General features: G+C 73.0%; 13 protein-coding genes. 6 read left to right on the top strand and 7 right to left on the bottom strand.

The features are described 5' to 3' along the window. Positions 1–240: 240 nt before the first annotated feature. Genes Aut01nite_RS33135 through Aut01nite_RS33125 form a run of 3 tightly spaced genes read left to right on the top strand, consistent with a single transcriptional unit; the run spans position 241 to position 7,345 of the window. Positions 241–1,800, top strand: a complete 1,560-nt coding sequence (locus Aut01nite_RS33135; protein WP_052164028.1) for a DUF2397 domain-containing protein — start codon at positions 241–243, stop codon at positions 1,798–1,800. After that, complete coding sequence (locus tag Aut01nite_RS33130; RefSeq protein WP_204037765.1) at positions 1,797–2,957, top strand: TIGR02678 family protein; 1,161 nt, start codon at positions 1,797–1,799, stop codon at positions 2,955–2,957. Before Aut01nite_RS33135 ends, Aut01nite_RS33130 begins: the two co-directional genes overlap by 4 nt. Continuing rightward, on the top strand, positions 2,954–7,345 hold the full coding sequence (locus tag Aut01nite_RS33125; protein ID WP_043527664.1) for an SbcC/MukB-like Walker B domain-containing protein: 4,392 nt from the start codon (positions 2,954–2,956) through the stop codon (positions 7,343–7,345). Before Aut01nite_RS33130 ends, Aut01nite_RS33125 begins: the two co-directional genes overlap by 4 nt. A 385-nt stretch (positions 7,346–7,730) precedes the next feature. Here the strand turns inward: Aut01nite_RS33125 and Aut01nite_RS33120 are convergent, their stop codons facing one another. Beyond that, a complete protein-coding gene (locus Aut01nite_RS33120; RefSeq protein ID WP_204037763.1) occupies positions 7,731–7,958 on the bottom strand; it encodes a hypothetical protein in 228 nt (75 codons plus the stop codon). 210 nt (positions 7,959–8,168) lie between these two features. On the opposite strand from Aut01nite_RS33120, the gene Aut01nite_RS33115 reads away from it, so the two are divergent. From Aut01nite_RS33115 to Aut01nite_RS43885, 3 genes are all read left to right on the top strand, one after another. Beyond that, positions 8,169–8,804: a GTP cyclohydrolase II gene (locus Aut01nite_RS33115; RefSeq protein WP_043527667.1), complete on the top strand. Its 636-nt coding sequence runs from the start codon at positions 8,169–8,171 to the stop codon at positions 8,802–8,804. A 161-nt stretch (positions 8,805–8,965) separates the two neighbouring features. Then, positions 8,966–9,502, top strand: coding sequence for a deaminase (locus Aut01nite_RS33110; protein ID WP_204037761.1), 537 nt, complete (start codon positions 8,966–8,968; stop codon positions 9,500–9,502). Continuing rightward, positions 9,499–10,137, top strand: a complete 639-nt coding sequence (locus Aut01nite_RS43885; protein WP_239124623.1) for a MarR family winged helix-turn-helix transcriptional regulator — start codon at positions 9,499–9,501, stop codon at positions 10,135–10,137. Before Aut01nite_RS33110 ends, Aut01nite_RS43885 begins: the two co-directional genes overlap by 4 nt. Positions 10,138–10,229: 92 nt before the next feature. On the opposite strand, the gene Aut01nite_RS33100 is transcribed toward Aut01nite_RS43885, so the two are convergent. The 6 genes from Aut01nite_RS33100 to Aut01nite_RS33075 all read right to left on the bottom strand — a co-directional run bounded on the left by Aut01nite_RS33100 (position 10,230) and on the right by Aut01nite_RS33075 (position 14,545). Beyond that, positions 10,230–11,060, bottom strand: coding sequence for a hypothetical protein (locus tag Aut01nite_RS33100; RefSeq protein WP_152629009.1), 831 nt, complete (start codon positions 11,058–11,060; stop codon positions 10,230–10,232). 60 nt (positions 11,061–11,120) lie between these two features. Next, positions 11,121–12,035 (bottom strand): ADP-ribosylation family protein, encoded by a 915-nt coding sequence (locus Aut01nite_RS33095; RefSeq protein ID WP_083999770.1) that lies wholly within the window; start codon positions 12,033–12,035, stop codon positions 11,121–11,123. 73 nt (positions 12,036–12,108) lie between these two features. Further along, positions 12,109–12,735 carry a GOLPH3/VPS74 family protein gene (locus Aut01nite_RS33090; RefSeq protein WP_043530722.1) on the bottom strand — a complete coding sequence of 209 codons (627 nt, stop codon included), beginning with the start codon at positions 12,733–12,735 and terminating at the stop codon, positions 12,109–12,111. 1 nt (position 12,736) lies between these two features. Then, entirely contained in the window at positions 12,737–12,955 is a 219-nt protein-coding gene (locus Aut01nite_RS33085; RefSeq protein WP_043530724.1) for a type II toxin-antitoxin system antitoxin, read from the bottom strand. A gap of 4 nt (positions 12,956–12,959) precedes the next feature. Further along, on the bottom strand, positions 12,960–13,871 hold the full coding sequence (locus tag Aut01nite_RS33080) for an SPFH domain-containing protein (RefSeq protein ID WP_043530726.1): 912 nt from the start codon (positions 13,869–13,871) through the stop codon (positions 12,960–12,962). A gap of 116 nt (positions 13,872–13,987) precedes the next feature. Next, positions 13,988–14,545, bottom strand: coding sequence for a hypothetical protein (locus Aut01nite_RS33075; protein ID WP_043530728.1), 558 nt, complete (start codon positions 14,543–14,545; stop codon positions 13,988–13,990). Positions 14,546–14,972 lie beyond the last annotated feature (427 nt).

Raw genomic sequence — 14,972 nt, 5'->3', positions numbered from 1 at the left:
GACCGCGCGCTGAACAAGGCTGGTCGCCGGACAGTGCCCTCGAACCGCGGGAAGCGTGGCCGGACCCGCCGGTGGCGTGATCGTGTCGGGCAGCCGACAGTCACGGTTCGACGGCTGGTGGACGGCTTCGCGCAGTGGCGGGGATCGCATCCGCGCCCTCCGGGCCGCCGGAAGTGTCGGACCCGTTGCCTATGCTGCCTGGCGCGATACCGCGAAAAGGGACGAGGAGGTCACCGCCGGGTGGAGAACGATGCTGCGGATGCGCCCGAGGGCGGGTCCGGCCCGGAGTGGCAGCGCGCCGGCCTGCCCGGTGGCCTGATCGAGGCGAGCTACCTGACCCATCGGGTGTACGCCGTTCAGTACCGGTTGATCGTCGACGTCCTGCTGGCCCAGCAGCAGCACACCCTGACCGGGATCGCCGCGGCCGACCTGCCCGGGCTGTTGCGTGCGCACATCGTGGGCGCCGGCGGGGACCCGGCGGTCCTCGACGATCCGGCGTTCCATCTCAAGGCCCGGATGGCCGACCTGAAACGCTGGCAGGTCATCCACATCTTCCAGGACCGGGTCACCCGGGACGCCGACTTCGTCCTCGACTTCGACCGCTACCAGCTGACCGAGACCGCCGCCCAGCTGCACCGGGCCGTGCTCACCCTCGGGGAGGACGTGGCGTCCGGCGCGGCCGCCACCATGGCGCCCGGGGTGCTGACCGCCCAGTTGGCGGTCCTGGAGGCGGCGGCCGCCACCGATCCGGTCGCGGCGGCGGCTGCCTGGTCGGTGATCCAGACGACGTACCGGGCGATGGCCGACGCGGCCGCCAGCTGGCAGGCCCGTCTGGCCGGGGCGCTGGCCGGCACCCCCGACCAGCGCAAGATCACCGTCGTGCAGGAGACCCTCCGGCGCTATGTCGACATGTGGGGCGCGGGCGTCGACACCCACTCCGACGCCATCACCGAGCTGGTCACCCGGCTCACCGCGGTCGAGCCCGCGCGGTGGCGGCGGATCGCCGTGCACACCCTGGGCGCCTCCGCCGACGACGCCGCGATCGAGGAGCTGACCCGGTCGTACGCGCAGACCCTCGCGACCCTGCGCAGCTGGTTCGACGGTCCGGACTGCCAGGCCCGCCGGTTGCGGCGGCAGATGCGCGACACCATCCGGCCCCTGCTGAGCAGCCAGCGGGTCCTCGCCGCGGTCGGCGGGCACGTGTCGCGACGGGCCGAGCTGCTGCGCCTGGCCACCGGGATCGAGGGCGCCGCCGACGAGCAGGCCGCTTGGCGACTGTGGTGCGCCGCCACCGGGCTCTATGCGGCCCGGCATCTGCCCGGCGCCACACCGGCCCCGGCGGGGAACCCGGGCGCGGTGTCGTTCTGGGAGGCCGAGCCGGTCGAGGTGGAGGCCAGGTTGCGCCGGCAGGGCCCGAAAGCGACGGGCGGCGGCGCACCGGCCCGGATCGCCGATCGCCGCGACGCCCGCCGGGCCGCCCGCGAGTTCGCCGCCCGCCTGCGCGGTGCGGCGGCCGGCACCGAGGCCCGCGTCCTGGCCCGGTCCGGGTTGCCGCTGTCGCAGTGGCCCGAGGTCGACGCCGCCGAGCTGGACCTGCTGTTGCTGCTGCTGGGCGCGGTCAACACGACCCGTCCGGACGCGTCCGGGGTCCGGACCGCGGTCAGTGACGACGCCCGCTGGTCGCTGCGCGCCGAACCGGCGCCGCCCGGCGCACCGTCCGCGGTGCTGCACACCCCCGACGGGCGGCTCGTGCATCCCGACATCCGCCTGCACATCGAACCGCTGGAGATCCACACGTGAGCACCACCGCGGACGTCCGGGAGGCGCAGCGGGCCTTCCTCGGGCTGCTGGCCCGCCCGCTCGTCACCCCGGCCACCGACGCGCACCTGCACCGGCAGGTCGTGCAGCGCCAGCAGACCGTCACCGACTACGCGCAGCGGGCCGGGTACCGCCTCCAGCGGGTCGGGCACGCGGTCCGGCTGATCCGGGTGCCGATCGGCGGGGAGGTCACCGCGCCGCCCCGGCCCGCCGACGCGCCGGACCGGCGGCTGCTGTCGCTGGCCTGCCGGCTCGCCGCCTGCTGCGAGGAGATCTCCGGGGCGGTCACCCTGCAACGGCTGTCCGACATGGTGCGTGACCTGTCGGCGGCGCCCGGCGTGCACCTGTCCGGATACGACCCCGACGACCGGGTGCAGCGGGTCCAGTTGCGGGACGCCGCCGGGATCCTCGCGCATTGGGGGGTGCTGCGCCGGCGGACCAGTGACGAGAAGCTCCTCGACGAGTGGACCGAGTCCGGTGCCGGACCGGGCGCCGGCTACGAGGTGGACCGGGACGCGCTGCTGCTGATGACCAGCCCCGACGTGCTGGGTCTGGCGCTGGCCCCGGAGCCCGCCGACGAGGAGGAGCAGGCGACCACCCGCACGCTGCGTCACCTGCGGGCCCTTCTGGAGACCCCGCATCTGGCGTACGCCGACCTCCCGCCCGACGAGGCCGACGCGCTCCGGCAGTCCCGTGGCCAGCGCGCCGGCGACCTGGCGCAGATGACCGGCGGCACGTGCGAGGCCCGCGCCGAAGGGCTGCTGCTGGTGCTCACCGACGACGAGCAGACCCCGCCGACGGTCGCCGAGTGGCCCCGGCCGCGGGCCGCGGACTGGGTGGCGCTGCTCGCCGCCGACCAGGCCGGCCGGGACGGCACCCGGCTGCCCGACGGCCGGGTGCATCTGACGAACGCCGACGTCGACATGGTGATCGGCTACCTGACCGACGACCGTGGCGCGTACATGAACAAGGTCCAGAAGACCGTGCCCGGCGCGGTCCGGCGGGACGCCGAGACGCGGCTGACCGAGCTGGGCCTGCTGACCGTCGCCGCCGACGGCTCGTGGACCCTCGCCGCCGTCGCCGGCCGTTACCGGGACCCGACCATCACCTTCACCGACACCGCGGAGCGCGCCCGATGACCCACCCCGACAGCCCGGTCGGGCCCGCCGTGAGCGACCGGGAACTGGCCGCCTGGCGGGACGCCGTCAGCCACGCGGGACTGCCCGTGCCGACCCGGACTCGCTGGCAGGCGTCCCGGGCCGGGCTGGTGAACCTGTGGGAGTTCGACGTCAGCGAGTACTGGTTCGCCGACGGGCGCGCCCAGTTCGTCGGCGCCAACCAGTCCGGCAAGTCGACGCTGATGGCGCTGACCACCCTGACCATGCTGGCCGGCGCCCTGGACCGGCAGTACATCGACACGTTCGGCCAATCGGACAAGTCGTTCCGCTATTACGTCGAGCCGACCGACGACCCGCGGGACCGGCGGGAGACGACCGCGCAGACCAACCGTGGCTGGGCCTGGGTGGAGTTCGCCCGGCTCGGCGAGGGCGGCGAGCCGGAGTACTTCACCGCGCTGCTGTACGCGCAGGCCAAACGCGGGGTCAGCCACATGCCCCCGACGTGGATCATCTGCCGGGGCAAGGCCCGCGTCCGGGACGGCATCGACCTGGCCGTCGGCCGGGCCGCCGTCGAACCGCGCGACCTGCACGGCATCGACGGGCTGACCGTGATGGACTCCGGCCGCCGGTACGCCGACCGGATCGCCACCGAGCTGTTCGGGTTCACCGACACCGACCGGTACGCCACCGTGCTGGAGATGCTCAAGACGCTGCGTACCCCGCATCTGGGCCAGCGCCTCGACCCGGACTGGTTCACTGCTCAGATCCGGGCCGCCTTGCCACCGGTCGCCCGGACCGAGGTGGAGGAACTGGCCGCCGGCTGGCAGCAGCTCGAACAGCTCAGCCACGACCGCAACGACGCCGAGGCGGCCCGCGACGCGGTCGCGCTCTACCTGGGCAAGTCGTGGCGGCCGTGGGTGGACGCGCTGCTGCGGGCCCGCGCCGACGCGCTCCTCGACGCCGACGCCGCGGTCACCGCCGCCGAGGACGCGGTGTGCTCCGCCGACGCGGCCCTCGATCAGGCGCAGGACGATCTGCGGGTCGAGACCGACCGGACCGAGGTCCTCGAGGAGCAGGCCCGGCACGCGCAGGCCGCGCTGACCCAGCTGCTGCGCAGCGACGCGTACCGGGACGCCGACGGCCGCACCCGCAACGCCGAACGGCTGCGCCGCGAGGCCGAGGACGCCGAACGGCAGCGGGACACCGCCGGACAGCGCCTGGACCGGCTCCGCGCCGACCACGACCGGGCCGAGAGCCTGCACCGGGAGGCCACCGGGCAACTCGGCCAGGCCCGGACCGCTGTCGACCAGGCCGCCGGGCACGCCGCCGCCGCGGTGGTGGCCGCCGGGCTCGGCGACGAGGCGCCACAGTGGGTCGCCGCCCGCGACGTGGACCGGATCGACGCCGCCGTCACCGACCGGCGGTCCCGCATCGGGGCGCTGCGGCGGCTGCTGCGCGAGACCGGCGACAAGGACGCGGCCTGGCGCAACGCCGACCGGTTCGCGGAGCAGGCCCGTACCGAATGGCAGTCCCGGGTCGCGGCGGCACGCGCCGCGCAGACCCGGATGAGCGACGCGCTGCAGGAGGTGTCCGACCGGATCGAACGGTGGGCCGCCGAACTGCACGACGACGCGCCCGACGCCGGCCTGCGGGACCGGTGGGTCCAGGACGTGACCGCGCAGTCCAGCGCGGCCCGGCCACGTCCGGTGCTGCGGACGCTGGTGGCCCGGCAGTGGCTCGATCCGACGGTGGTGCCGCTGACCGAGACGGTGGCGGAGCTCCGGGCGGCGGCGGGGATCGCCGAGCAGCGAGCGGCCGAGGCCGATCAGGAGGCCACGAGACTGGAACAGGCCGGCGATCCGCAGCCGCCGGCGCCGTACGGCTGGACCCGGCGGGAGCGGCCGGCGTTCCCGGGGCCGGACGGGGCGCCGCTGTGGCGACTGCTCGACCCGGTCGACGGGCTCGGCGCCGACGTTCTCGCCACGGTGGAGGCGGCGCTCACCGCCGCCGGGCTGCTGCACGCCTGGGTGACTTCGGACGGGATGTGGGCGGCCGGCCGTGACGGCGATGACACGGTTCTCAGCGCTTTCACGGCAGTCAGGGACGAGACCGACGGCACCGCCTTCACCGCCGGTCGGCCGGGTGCCGACCCCACCGCTTTCGCCGGCGGCCGGGCCGGCGCCGATTCCACCACGGCGGTCACCGGTTCCACGCTCGCTGCGGTCCTGCAGCCGGCCGAGGATGCCGGATCGTTGACCGGGATGGTCACCGGGTTGCTGGCTCGCATCGGCTATTCCGCTGTCGGTGCGGCCCTGACCGGGGAGTCCTCGGTCGCCGCCGACGGCCGCTGGCGCATGACGGGCCTGGCCGGCCGGGCCGCCCGCGCGGAGCACGGCGCTGAGCTGATCGGCACCGCCGCGCGTACCCATGCCCGCCGTCGCCGTATCGACGCCCTCCGTCAGGAGGCGCTGCGGCAGCGGCAGGAGGCCGCCACCCGGCTCGCCGAGGCCGCCGCCGTCAACACCAGGGTGGCCCGGCTGCGGAACTCCGCCGACACCTGCCCGGACGACACCGCCGTGGTCACCGCCGCCAACGGCCACCACACCGCGGTCGCCGAACGGGACCGGGCCCATCTCGCGCACGCCCAGGCCCAGGACGACGCCGCCAAGGCGAAGCGGGCCGCCGACGAGGCGACCACGGCCGCCGCCGGGTACGCCGCCGAGCACCGACTGCCCGCCGGCCACGACCGGCTCGACGCGGTCGGCACCGCCGTCGACACGGCCGCCCGCGCCGGCACCGACCTGCGGCTGGCGCTGCGCGAACTCGACACCGCCACCCGGGCGGTCGCCGGCACCGCCGCCGGGGTCGACGCGGCGGCCGCGGCCGTCGACGAGGCCGACGAGGCCGGCCGGGAAGCCGCCGAGACCGCCGCCCGCCTGCGGATCGAAGCGGCCGAGGCGGCCGACTCCATCGACCGCGACGACCGGGCCCAGCTCGACCGGGCCGCACAGCTGGAGAAGGACATCAGCGACGCGGCCGGCGCCGCGTCCGGCAGCCGGCGGCGCGGCCTGCGGCTGGCCGCCGACGCCTCCACCGCCCGCAACCTCACCGAGACCCGCCGCCGCGCGGCAGCGGCCGCGGTCGCTCACCGGGACGCCGCCGTCGCGGACTGGTGGGTGCCCGTCGACGCCGGTCTCGCCACCGCCCGCGACCTGCCGGAACCGGCCGGGCGGGGCCTCGCCGCCGCCCTCGCGCAGGCGCACGTGGCGGTGGCGGCGCTCCGGCCGCCGGGCTGGCCGGACACCGCCGAGGAGAAGGCGCGACGGGTCGCGGCGGCCCAGCACCGCGCGTTCACCAACCCGCGTTTCGAGTTGCAGGCCAAGCTGGAGGCGTCCGGCGGCCGGTCGGTGATCGCCGTGGACGCCGACGACGTCACCCCGCTGCCGGCGATCATGCTGGTGGTCGACGCGTCCGGCACCCAGCTCACCCCGCCGGCCGCCGTCGAGCACCTGTTGGAGCTGGTCACCCAACTGTCGGCGAGCCACGACGAGAAGCTGCACCAGATGTACACCGAGCTGCTGTCGTCGACGTTCATCAACCACCTCGCCGACCGGATGACCCGGGTGGTCGACCTGCTGAAGGCGGTCAACACGGTCCTCGACCGGCACCCGACCGGGGTCAACAAGACCAAGCTGCGGCTGATCCGGCGGCCGGCCGAGGGCCAGCGGCACGGCTACCACATCCTGGAGGCCCTGGAGAAGGGCACCATCGACTCGGCCGATTCGCAGGAGCAGATGCGGCTGTTCCTCGCCGACCGGCTCCGCGAGGCCCAGGAGTCCGGCCTGGTCGGCACCGACGACTGGGTGGAACACCTGTCCCGCCTGCTGGACTACCGGGCCTGGTTCGACATCGTCCCGGAGTTCCGGATCGGCGACAGCAAATGGCGGCCGCTGACCAGGCAGGTCCACTCGGTGGACTCCGGCGGCGGCAAGGTGGTCACCCTGTTGCAGCCGCTGCTCGCCACCCTGGTCACGCTGTTCGCCGAGTCGCCGGACGCACCCCGGCCACTGTGGCTGGACGAGGCGTTCACCGGCGTGGACACCCCGAACCGGTCGACGATGCTGCGGATGATGGTCGACTTCGACTTCGACTTCCTGCTGGCCGGGCCGTCCGCGCTGGTCACCGCGGCGCAGGTGCCGGCCGCGGCGATCTGGACGGTGTCCCGCGCGCCCGCCCCGGTGCCCGGCGTCGACCTGTCGCTGATGCTGTGGACCGGCCAGGCCATCGAGTACGTGCCGGTCGGCGACATCGCGACCGCGACCCTCACCCCACCACGGCCCGCCGACGACACGCCCGACCTGTTCAGCAGCGTCGACGATCCCGGCACGCCGTCAGGAGACCCGCGATGAAGGCGACGGCGCCCGGGTACGGCCGAGGGGTTCCGGGCGCCGTGATCCGGCAGCACGATCATCGCCAGGGACAGCGTCCGGCGTCCGGGGCGCGTACCCGGGCTTCCTCGTCGACGTGCGGCGCCGCCGCTCCCGGCGTCGACCCTCCGGCCGCACCGTATATGACCACGCCATCTGGACTGGAGATGACTGATACCCGCGCACTGTCTGGACCTGAATGTCGCGCTGAACAGCACCGGCTCCGCACCCGGTCCTGCGACTGCTGCCGGGCCTCACGGTGACCCGGTAGGGCGCACCACATGCACGAGTCACTGCACGGCCACCACGGCAAGGACGGGTTGATCGCCGACTTCCTGGAGCTCGACTGGGCCGTCGACCTCGCTCGTCACTGGATCTGCCGCTCCGACCGGAGCTGTTCGCTCACAGCGAGGACCAGCACGGGCGGGTCGAGTTCGTCAAGTCTTTCGCCGAGCCGGCGGCGGCCGAGGAGATCACGCCCCGGCAGCTGGTGCGCCGGGTGGAGGGCGGTCACCGGCTGGCGGTCGGCACCCCGGGAGGTCGCCGACACGGTGCTGGACTGGTGGAGCTCCGGCGCGGTGGCCGGGTTCAACATCCACATCCCGGTGCTTCGGACGGTATCGCCGATCTCAACGAGAAGGTGCTCCCGCTGCTGCGGGTCTCCGGGGCGATCCCGAGCGGCTACGACGACTCGACCACCTGAAGCCGCCTGGCCCACGGTGATGTACCCCACCCCGAGGTTTGTTGATCTTTCAACATCCCGCGTCGATGCTTGGTGAAAGTTCAACAACCTGGGGGGTACGACATGACGGTCACGGCACAGACGGCAGCCGCGGCAGTGCGTACACGGGTGACAGTGCCGTTACGGTTCCCGGACGGTTACGCCACGACGGCCGAGGTGTTCACCTTCACCGGCCTGGCCGACGGTCAGGAGCACCTGGCCCTCGCCCTCGGCGACGTGTCCGGAGCCGAGGTGCCGCTGGTGCGGCTGCACTCCGAATGCATGACCGGCGACGTGTTCGGCTCGCAGCGCTGCGACTGCGGCCCGCAGTTGCGCGAGGCCGCCGAGCGGATCACCGAGACCGGCGGCTACCTGCTCTACCTGCGTCAGGAGGGCCGCGGCATCGGGTTGTACGCGAAACTCGACGCCTACGCCCTCCAGGACTCCGGCCTCGACACCTACCAGGCGAACCTGGCGCTGGGCCGCGGCGAGGACGAACGCGACTACACCGCCGCCGCGCAGATGCTCGCCGCCCTCGGCGCCGACCGGATCCGGCTGCTCACCAACAACCCGGACAAGGCCGCCCAACTGGACGCCCTCGGCGTGACGGTCACCGAACGGGTCCCCACCGGCGTGCACCTGTCCGCCGCCAACGCCCGCTACCTGGCCACCAAGCGCGACCACACCGCCCACACCATCGACCTCCCACCCGCCGCATGACCAGAACCGTCGACCACCACCAGGCCGCGCCGCGACTGGAGGCACCGCGTTCGGAGGCGCCGCCCTCGGTCGTGCCGTCCTCGGCTGTGCCGCGTCTCGACGTGCCGCCCTCAGCTGTGCCGACCTTGGGTGTACAGGCCTTGGACGTGCCGCCCTCGGCTATGCCGATCTTGGACGTACCGGCCTTGGACGTGCCGCTCGACCACCACGGGCTGCTGGTCCAGGCGATCGAGCAGTCGCGGCTGGCGCCGCCGGTCGCGGACCGATACGCCGTCGGCGCGATCATCCTCGCCGCCGGTGGCGAGGTGCTGGCCACCGGCTACACCGGCGAATCCCACCCGCACCACCACGCCGAAGAGGAGGCCCTGGCCAAACTCGCCGGCCTGAACCTGTCCGGCGCCACGATCTACACGTCGCTGGAGCCGTGCACGGCCCGCCGGTCGCGTCCCGCCACCTGCACCGACCTGATCCTGGCCGCCGGGATCAGCCGGGTGGTCCTGGCATGGCGCGAGCCCACCCTGTTCGCCGACTGCGACGGCGTCGGAACCCTGCGCCGCAACGGCGTCGAGGTCATCGAGTTCCCCGGCCTGGCCGACTCCGCCCGCGCCGTCAACCAGCACGTCCTCTCCCCCACGACTCTGCTCGTCTCCCCCACGACTCTGCTCGTCCCGGCCCCCACCCGGGCAGGTCTCCGATGACCGGCACCCGCCCCATCCCCGGCTCGGCCTCCAGCTCCGGTCACGGCCCCAACCCCCGCCCCGACTCCGGGCCCCGCTCCAACCCCGGTTACGGTCCTAAGCCGGACTCCGACTCCAGTCCTCGGACCGGCCCCGGGTTCGGGTCCGGCTCCGGGTTCGGGAACCCCGCCGCCCCGCCAGGTCCGCGGTGGCTCGATCCGGGGGAACTCGACGCCTGGCTGAACCTGGCTCAGGTGCTGATGCTGCTGCCCAGCGCCCTGGACCGGCAACTCCGCGAGGACGCCGGCATCCCGCACGCCTATTACCAGATCCTGGCGACCCTCAGCGACAGCCCGAACCGGTCGATGCGCATGACCGAACTCGCCCGCCTGACCGGCACCACCACGACCCGCCTGTCCCACGCCGTCGCCAATCTGGAACAGCGCGGCTGGGTACGCCGCCACGCGTGCCCGACCGACAGACGCGGCCAGATCGCCAACCTGACCGACGCCGGTTTCACAGTCCTGGAAGCGGCCGCCCCCGGTCATGTCGCCGAGGTCCGCCGCCTGATTTTCGACCACCTGAACAGCGACGACGTCGCCCGGCTCCACGCCATCACCGACAAGATCCGCCCCGCCCTCACCGGCGACCGCTGATCTCCGAACCGGACACCCCGACCCCGCGGAACAACGTGTGGACATCAGCCGCTCGTCACGCCCGAACCCCGCACACAGGAGTCTGAAGGCGGTCAGCGGCGAAGCAGGGAGAGCCAGGCCTTCGGGTACGGCTTCTGCGCCGACAGGACCCGGATCAGCCGCGCCCGGGTCTCCGGGCGCCGGCCGTAGGCGACGAGGGCGACCGCTTCCGCCAGGGCCCGGCGGCCGTCGTCGTCGTGCCGGATCGGCGGTGGGCCGCCGGCGCCCGGGCCGAACGTGCGGGTCACTTTCGTCTGCCGGTCGGCCAGGTAGCGGTACAGCGGGGGGTCCATCGACACGTTGCTGACCGCACCCGCCGGCAGATCCGACGTCCAGTCCGCGTGCTGCTGCCACCGGTGGGTTTTCGGGCTGGTGCTGCCGCGGGAGACGATGCCGATGAACCGGATCTTGCGGCGTACCACGTCCCAGGGCTCGCGCTCCTCCCGAACCCAGTCGCGCAGCAGGGTGTAGAGGCATTCGAACGTGCCGCCGGACGACACCACGTCGACCAGGGAGACCGGATCACCGGCGCGGGCGAGCCGGAACGGTGTCAGACCGCACTGTGTGAGGATGTCGCGGGCCTCCTCCCGCCAGGCGCCGGACGGTGTCCAGAACCGGAAGATCGTGGTGAACGGCAGCCGCCACAGCCGGCCGGTGTCGGTCACCACTCCGCTGAGCAGGTCGAACATCGAATCCAGCGAGCGCCCGACGAAGCAGACCGGGCCGCCGTCGGAGCGGGCCAGCATCCGGGCGGCACAGTCCACCAGCTCGTCCGCGAACCACAGATCCGGTTCCGGCAACCCGGCCGGCAGCGAACCGAGCTGATCCGGCGTCACCAGGTCCCAGCGGAGCGGCAACGTCACTCCACTGTCGTCATTGCGCATGCGCACGGATGATGCCAGCGCCGGCCGTCGCCCGCCCCGCATTTACGCCCACGCCGGGCCTCAGCTCGCCAGGACCTGGACCGAGGCCAGGTCACGGCGGGCGGCGTGCACCGTGGCGATCTCGGCGAGGGCGTCCCGGCCCAGCGCGCGGTAGGCGCCGACGAGCAGGTCGGAACCGTCCTGCCGGTACTCGTCCTGGTCGAGCCAGTGCAGCTCGCTGCCGACCGCGAGGGCGAGCGCGGGTTGCCCGCCGGCCAGTTCCCGCCGGGCCTGGGCGATCCACTCGGCGGCCCCGGCCGGATCCTTCTGGAAGGTGTCGAGCCGGGCCTCGGAGACGCCCGTGCGTGGGTCGCCGGCGTCCGGTGGCAGCAGCGGCAGCACGGACACCCGGAGGTAGGACCGGGGCTCGTACACCCACCGGGGTGGCCCGTCCGCCAGAAGCGCGGCATCGTCGGCGGCGTCGAACCACTCGATGGCCTCGATGAGCGGAGCCATCCGCTCGGCCTCCTCGCCGTCGGAGCCGTAGTCGCTGAGATGGCTCTCCACCTCCTCAGCGACCACTCCGAGCAGGCTCGGCGACTCCGACTCCCAGGTCTCGGCGGTGTCCCGGGCGTAGTTGTGGACGATCATGGTCGGCAGCTCGGCGGGGTCGTCATACCAGAGGCCGTAGTGGAGGCCGTCGGAACCGCCGCTCATCACGGTCACGAACTCGGCCGGGTCTCGGCGGAAACGGACGTGCAACCGCTCGTCGAGGCCGTCTCGGCCACGCAGGTCCAGGCCGCCGTCCCGGAAATAGTCGGTGACGCCCCACGGCGTGATCATCAGCTCGGAGAGGGCGTCGCCGTCACTGGCCGCGAGGGCTGCGAACACCGCCACGTGGCGTGGCAGCCGCAGCCCCCACACCCGCTGGAAGCGCTCGGCGACCAGCGGAAACCGCTCTGTCATGGTGGCCAAGGCGTCTTCTCGCGATGTCATGACCGCATCGTAGAGCCCGGGTACGACACAAAATCTCTCCCGGGCGTGCCGGTCCTGCCCCGAACCCGTGGGTTCAGCCGCCGGCGCTGCTGTTCGTCGCCTCGATCGACTTGCGCAGGGCCGGACCAGCCGGTCCGGTCAGGACGGTGAGCTCCTGAATGCGCCGTTTCGCGGCACGCCGGGCCTTACGGTCGAGCACGAGGCCGAGGCCGCCCGCGGCGACGACGGCCACCCGGGCGGCGTCGACGGCCTCCACCCGGCCGACCGGGTCCGTCAGGGCGGCCCGGACGCGGCGCAGGAGTTCCTTGCGGACGCGCGGGTCACGCGGCGTCACCCTGGTCCGGGGGATCAGACCCAGGATCTTGTACGGCTCCAGCCGCGCCCACCCGCCCGCGCCGAGCTGGGTGCGGACCGCGCTGACGGCGGCGCCCTGGCGGCGGTCCACCCAGGACTGCCACTTCCGCGGCCGGGAGGCACCGATCTCGTCGAGCATCGCCGCCAGCACCGGATCGGAGCACCGGCCCCGGCCGGTGACGGCGGCACGGCCGCGCTCGTCGGTGAGATGCCCGTTCAGGTACAGCTCGGCGAGGGATGCGGCGCGGAGCATCGCGCCGAGCGGGGTGCCGATCCGGACCCGGCCCTTGTCCGGGTCGTGGGCCAGCAGGAAGATCTGCTGGGCAAGGCTGCCGGGAACTGTCATGTCACTCGTCCTCCTCCGGCTCGCTCGTGTGGGACGGTCTGCCGGGCCCCCGGATCCGGCTGACCCCACCGGGGAGCCGGCCGGCGTCGCCGAGGGCCTTGCGCAGTAGGTACTCGATCTGGGCGTTGGTGCTGCGAAGCTCGTCGCCGGCCCACCGCGCGAGGGCGTCGTGCACGGCGGGGTCCAGCCGCAGGAGAAGCTTCTTGCGCTCGGTGGCCATGTGTCTAGGAGTAGAGCGTGCCCGTGTTGACGACGGGCTGGGCGTCCCGATCGCCGCAGAGGACGACCAGCAGGTTGCTCACCATGGACGCCTTGCGCTCCTCGTCGAGGTCGACCACGTCGTGCTCGGCGAGCCGTTGCAGCGCCATCTCGACCATGCCGACGGCACCCTCGACGATCCGGGCCCGGGCGGCGACGATCGCGTTGGCCTGCTGGCGGCGCAGCATGGCGTGCGCGATCTCCGGCGCGTAGGCGAGGCGGGTCAGCCGAGACTCGATGATCTTCACTCCGGCGGCGGCGACCCGGACGCCGATCTCCTCGGACAGCCGGGCGGTGATCTCGTCGGCGTTGTCGCGCAGCGACATCAGGGTGGTGTCGTGCGAGTCGTAGGAGTAGCTGTTGGCGATGTGCCGCACGGCGGTCTCGGTCTGGATGGCGACGAACTCGATGAAGTCGTCGACCTCGAAGACGGCGCGGGCGGTGTCCTCGACCTGCCAGACGACCACGGCGGCGATCTCGATCGGGTTGCCGTCGGCGTCGTTGACCTTGAGGACGTCGGTCTCGTGGTTGCGGATCCGGGTGGAGACCCGGCGGCGGGCGGTCAACGGGTTGACCCAGCGGAGACCGTCGGTGCGGACGGTGCCGGTGTAACGGCCGAGCAGCTGGAGGACCCGGGCCTCGCCGGGGGCGACCGGGGTGAGCCCGGCCGCGACGGTCAGGCCGGCCAGCAGGAGCACCGCGCTGGCCACGACGAGGCCGATGATGGCCGCGTCGGACGACTGCTGGAGCCCGGCCACGAACACGACGATGGAGAGCAGGACGAGCAGCATGGACCCGGCCAGCGCCGGCCAACCGTTGGCGGCCCGGGCGTTGCGCTCACGCACCTGCGGGGTGGGCAGGTCGAGGTGATCGGTCATGGGGACCTCCCTGATCGGCGATGGCTTGAGACTATCAATGTGATATCACTTTTTCAACGACCATCGACGACCACCGACGACCATCCATGAATCCAGGCTGCCGGCCGGAGCCCGCGTCAGTCCGGCGTCGAGATGCTCACGCTGAGCTTGAACCGCGTGTCCTTCACCGTCTTGCCCATCGTCAGCCCCATCGGGAACAGGTTGATCACCTGTCCGTCCCGCTCCCAGCGGAGCGGGGGATCGCAGTTGACCGCCCGTGCCTCCTGGACCGTCTTGATGCACTCGGCCACATCGGAGGCGGTGAGGTTGACCGCGCCGTTGTCGGTCATCCACTCGTGGATCGAGGTGGTCGGGTTCGCCGGGCAGACACCCTTGGGGCAATCGAGGTAGAAGAACGTGTCGAGGGTGTTGCCGAAGTCCTCGTCGTCGTCCACCAGATCCCGGGTGAAGGCTTCCGGGACGCCGAGCTTCTCGTACAAGGCCTGACGCGCCTTGAACTCCTGCTTCGGCACCCACTCGGCGAAGTAGTAGCCGCCACCGACGCACAGCAGCAACGGCAGGACCACCAACCCGAGGACCAGGCCCACCACCAGCGGGGCTTTGCCCTTGCGCGGCGGCGGCACCGGACCTCCGGGGTACGGATAGGCGCCCGGCTGCCCGTACTGCGGCGGCATCGGCTGCGGCGGGTACTGCGCCGGCGGCGGCGGGTACTGCGGCGGGGGCTGCTGCGGCGAGTACTGCGCCGGCGGCGGCTGTGGCGGGTAATGCGGCTGCGGAGGGTATGGCCCGTATTGCGGAGGATGCGGTCTATTCTCAGGAGGTTGCACGGGGAAGATCGTAGGTGCTCGATCGCCGGCGGTGGTGCCGGGCGGCCGCCGCGACGACCGGCCGACGACGGTGGACGGCGATGAACGGGCATTCCCGCCGATCAGCCCGCCGGCGCCACCTCACCCGTACCGTTTCCCGCATCTCGGTCTCCCCACGTCTGGCGCCACTCTCTGCGGCGATGCGGAAATCCTCGCTTCCGGCTGCCGTCCGCCGGGACGACCGAGTTGCTGCATGCGGTTGTCCACCAGTCGACGGACCGCCGTCCTTTATTCG

The organism is Actinoplanes utahensis (assembly GCF_016862455.1).
In the GTDB taxonomy this organism is placed as follows: Bacteria; Actinomycetota; Actinomycetes; order Mycobacteriales; family Micromonosporaceae; genus Actinoplanes; species Actinoplanes utahensis.
This window is presented reverse-complemented; position numbering and strand designations above follow the sequence as displayed.

Excerpts from the sequence above, each read along its gene's own strand:
- Aut01nite_RS33080 (WP_043530726.1), bottom strand. The coding sequence starts at position 13,871 with ATGACCGATCACCTCGACCTGCCCACCCCGCAGGTGCGTGAGCGCAAC.
- Aut01nite_RS33095 (WP_083999770.1), bottom strand. The coding sequence starts at position 12,035 with ATGACATCGCGAGAAGACGCCTTGGCCACCATGACAGAGCGGTTTCCG.
- Aut01nite_RS33085 (WP_043530724.1), bottom strand. The coding sequence starts at position 12,955 with ATGGCCACCGAGCGCAAGAAGCTTCTCCTGCGGCTGGACCCCGCCGTG.
- Aut01nite_RS33110 (WP_204037761.1), top strand. The coding sequence starts at position 8,966 with ATGCCGATCTTGGACGTACCGGCCTTGGACGTGCCGCTCGACCACCAC.
- Aut01nite_RS33075 (WP_043530728.1), bottom strand. The coding sequence starts at position 14,545 with ATGCCGCCGCAGTACGGGCAGCCGGGCGCCTATCCGTACCCCGGAGGT.
- Aut01nite_RS33115 (WP_043527667.1), top strand. The coding sequence starts at position 8,169 with ATGACGGTCACGGCACAGACGGCAGCCGCGGCAGTGCGTACACGGGTG.
- Aut01nite_RS33100 (WP_152629009.1), bottom strand. The coding sequence starts at position 11,060 with ATGCGCAATGACGACAGTGGAGTGACGTTGCCGCTCCGCTGGGACCTG.
- Aut01nite_RS33090 (WP_043530722.1), bottom strand. The coding sequence starts at position 12,735 with ATGACAGTTCCCGGCAGCCTTGCCCAGCAGATCTTCCTGCTGGCCCAC.
- Aut01nite_RS43885 (WP_239124623.1), top strand. The coding sequence starts at position 9,499 with ATGACCGGCACCCGCCCCATCCCCGGCTCGGCCTCCAGCTCCGGTCAC.
- Aut01nite_RS33125 (WP_043527664.1), top strand. The coding sequence starts at position 2,954 with ATGACCCACCCCGACAGCCCGGTCGGGCCCGCCGTGAGCGACCGGGAA.
- Aut01nite_RS33120 (WP_204037763.1), bottom strand. The coding sequence starts at position 7,958 with ATGTTGAACCCGGCCACCGCGCCGGAGCTCCACCAGTCCAGCACCGTG.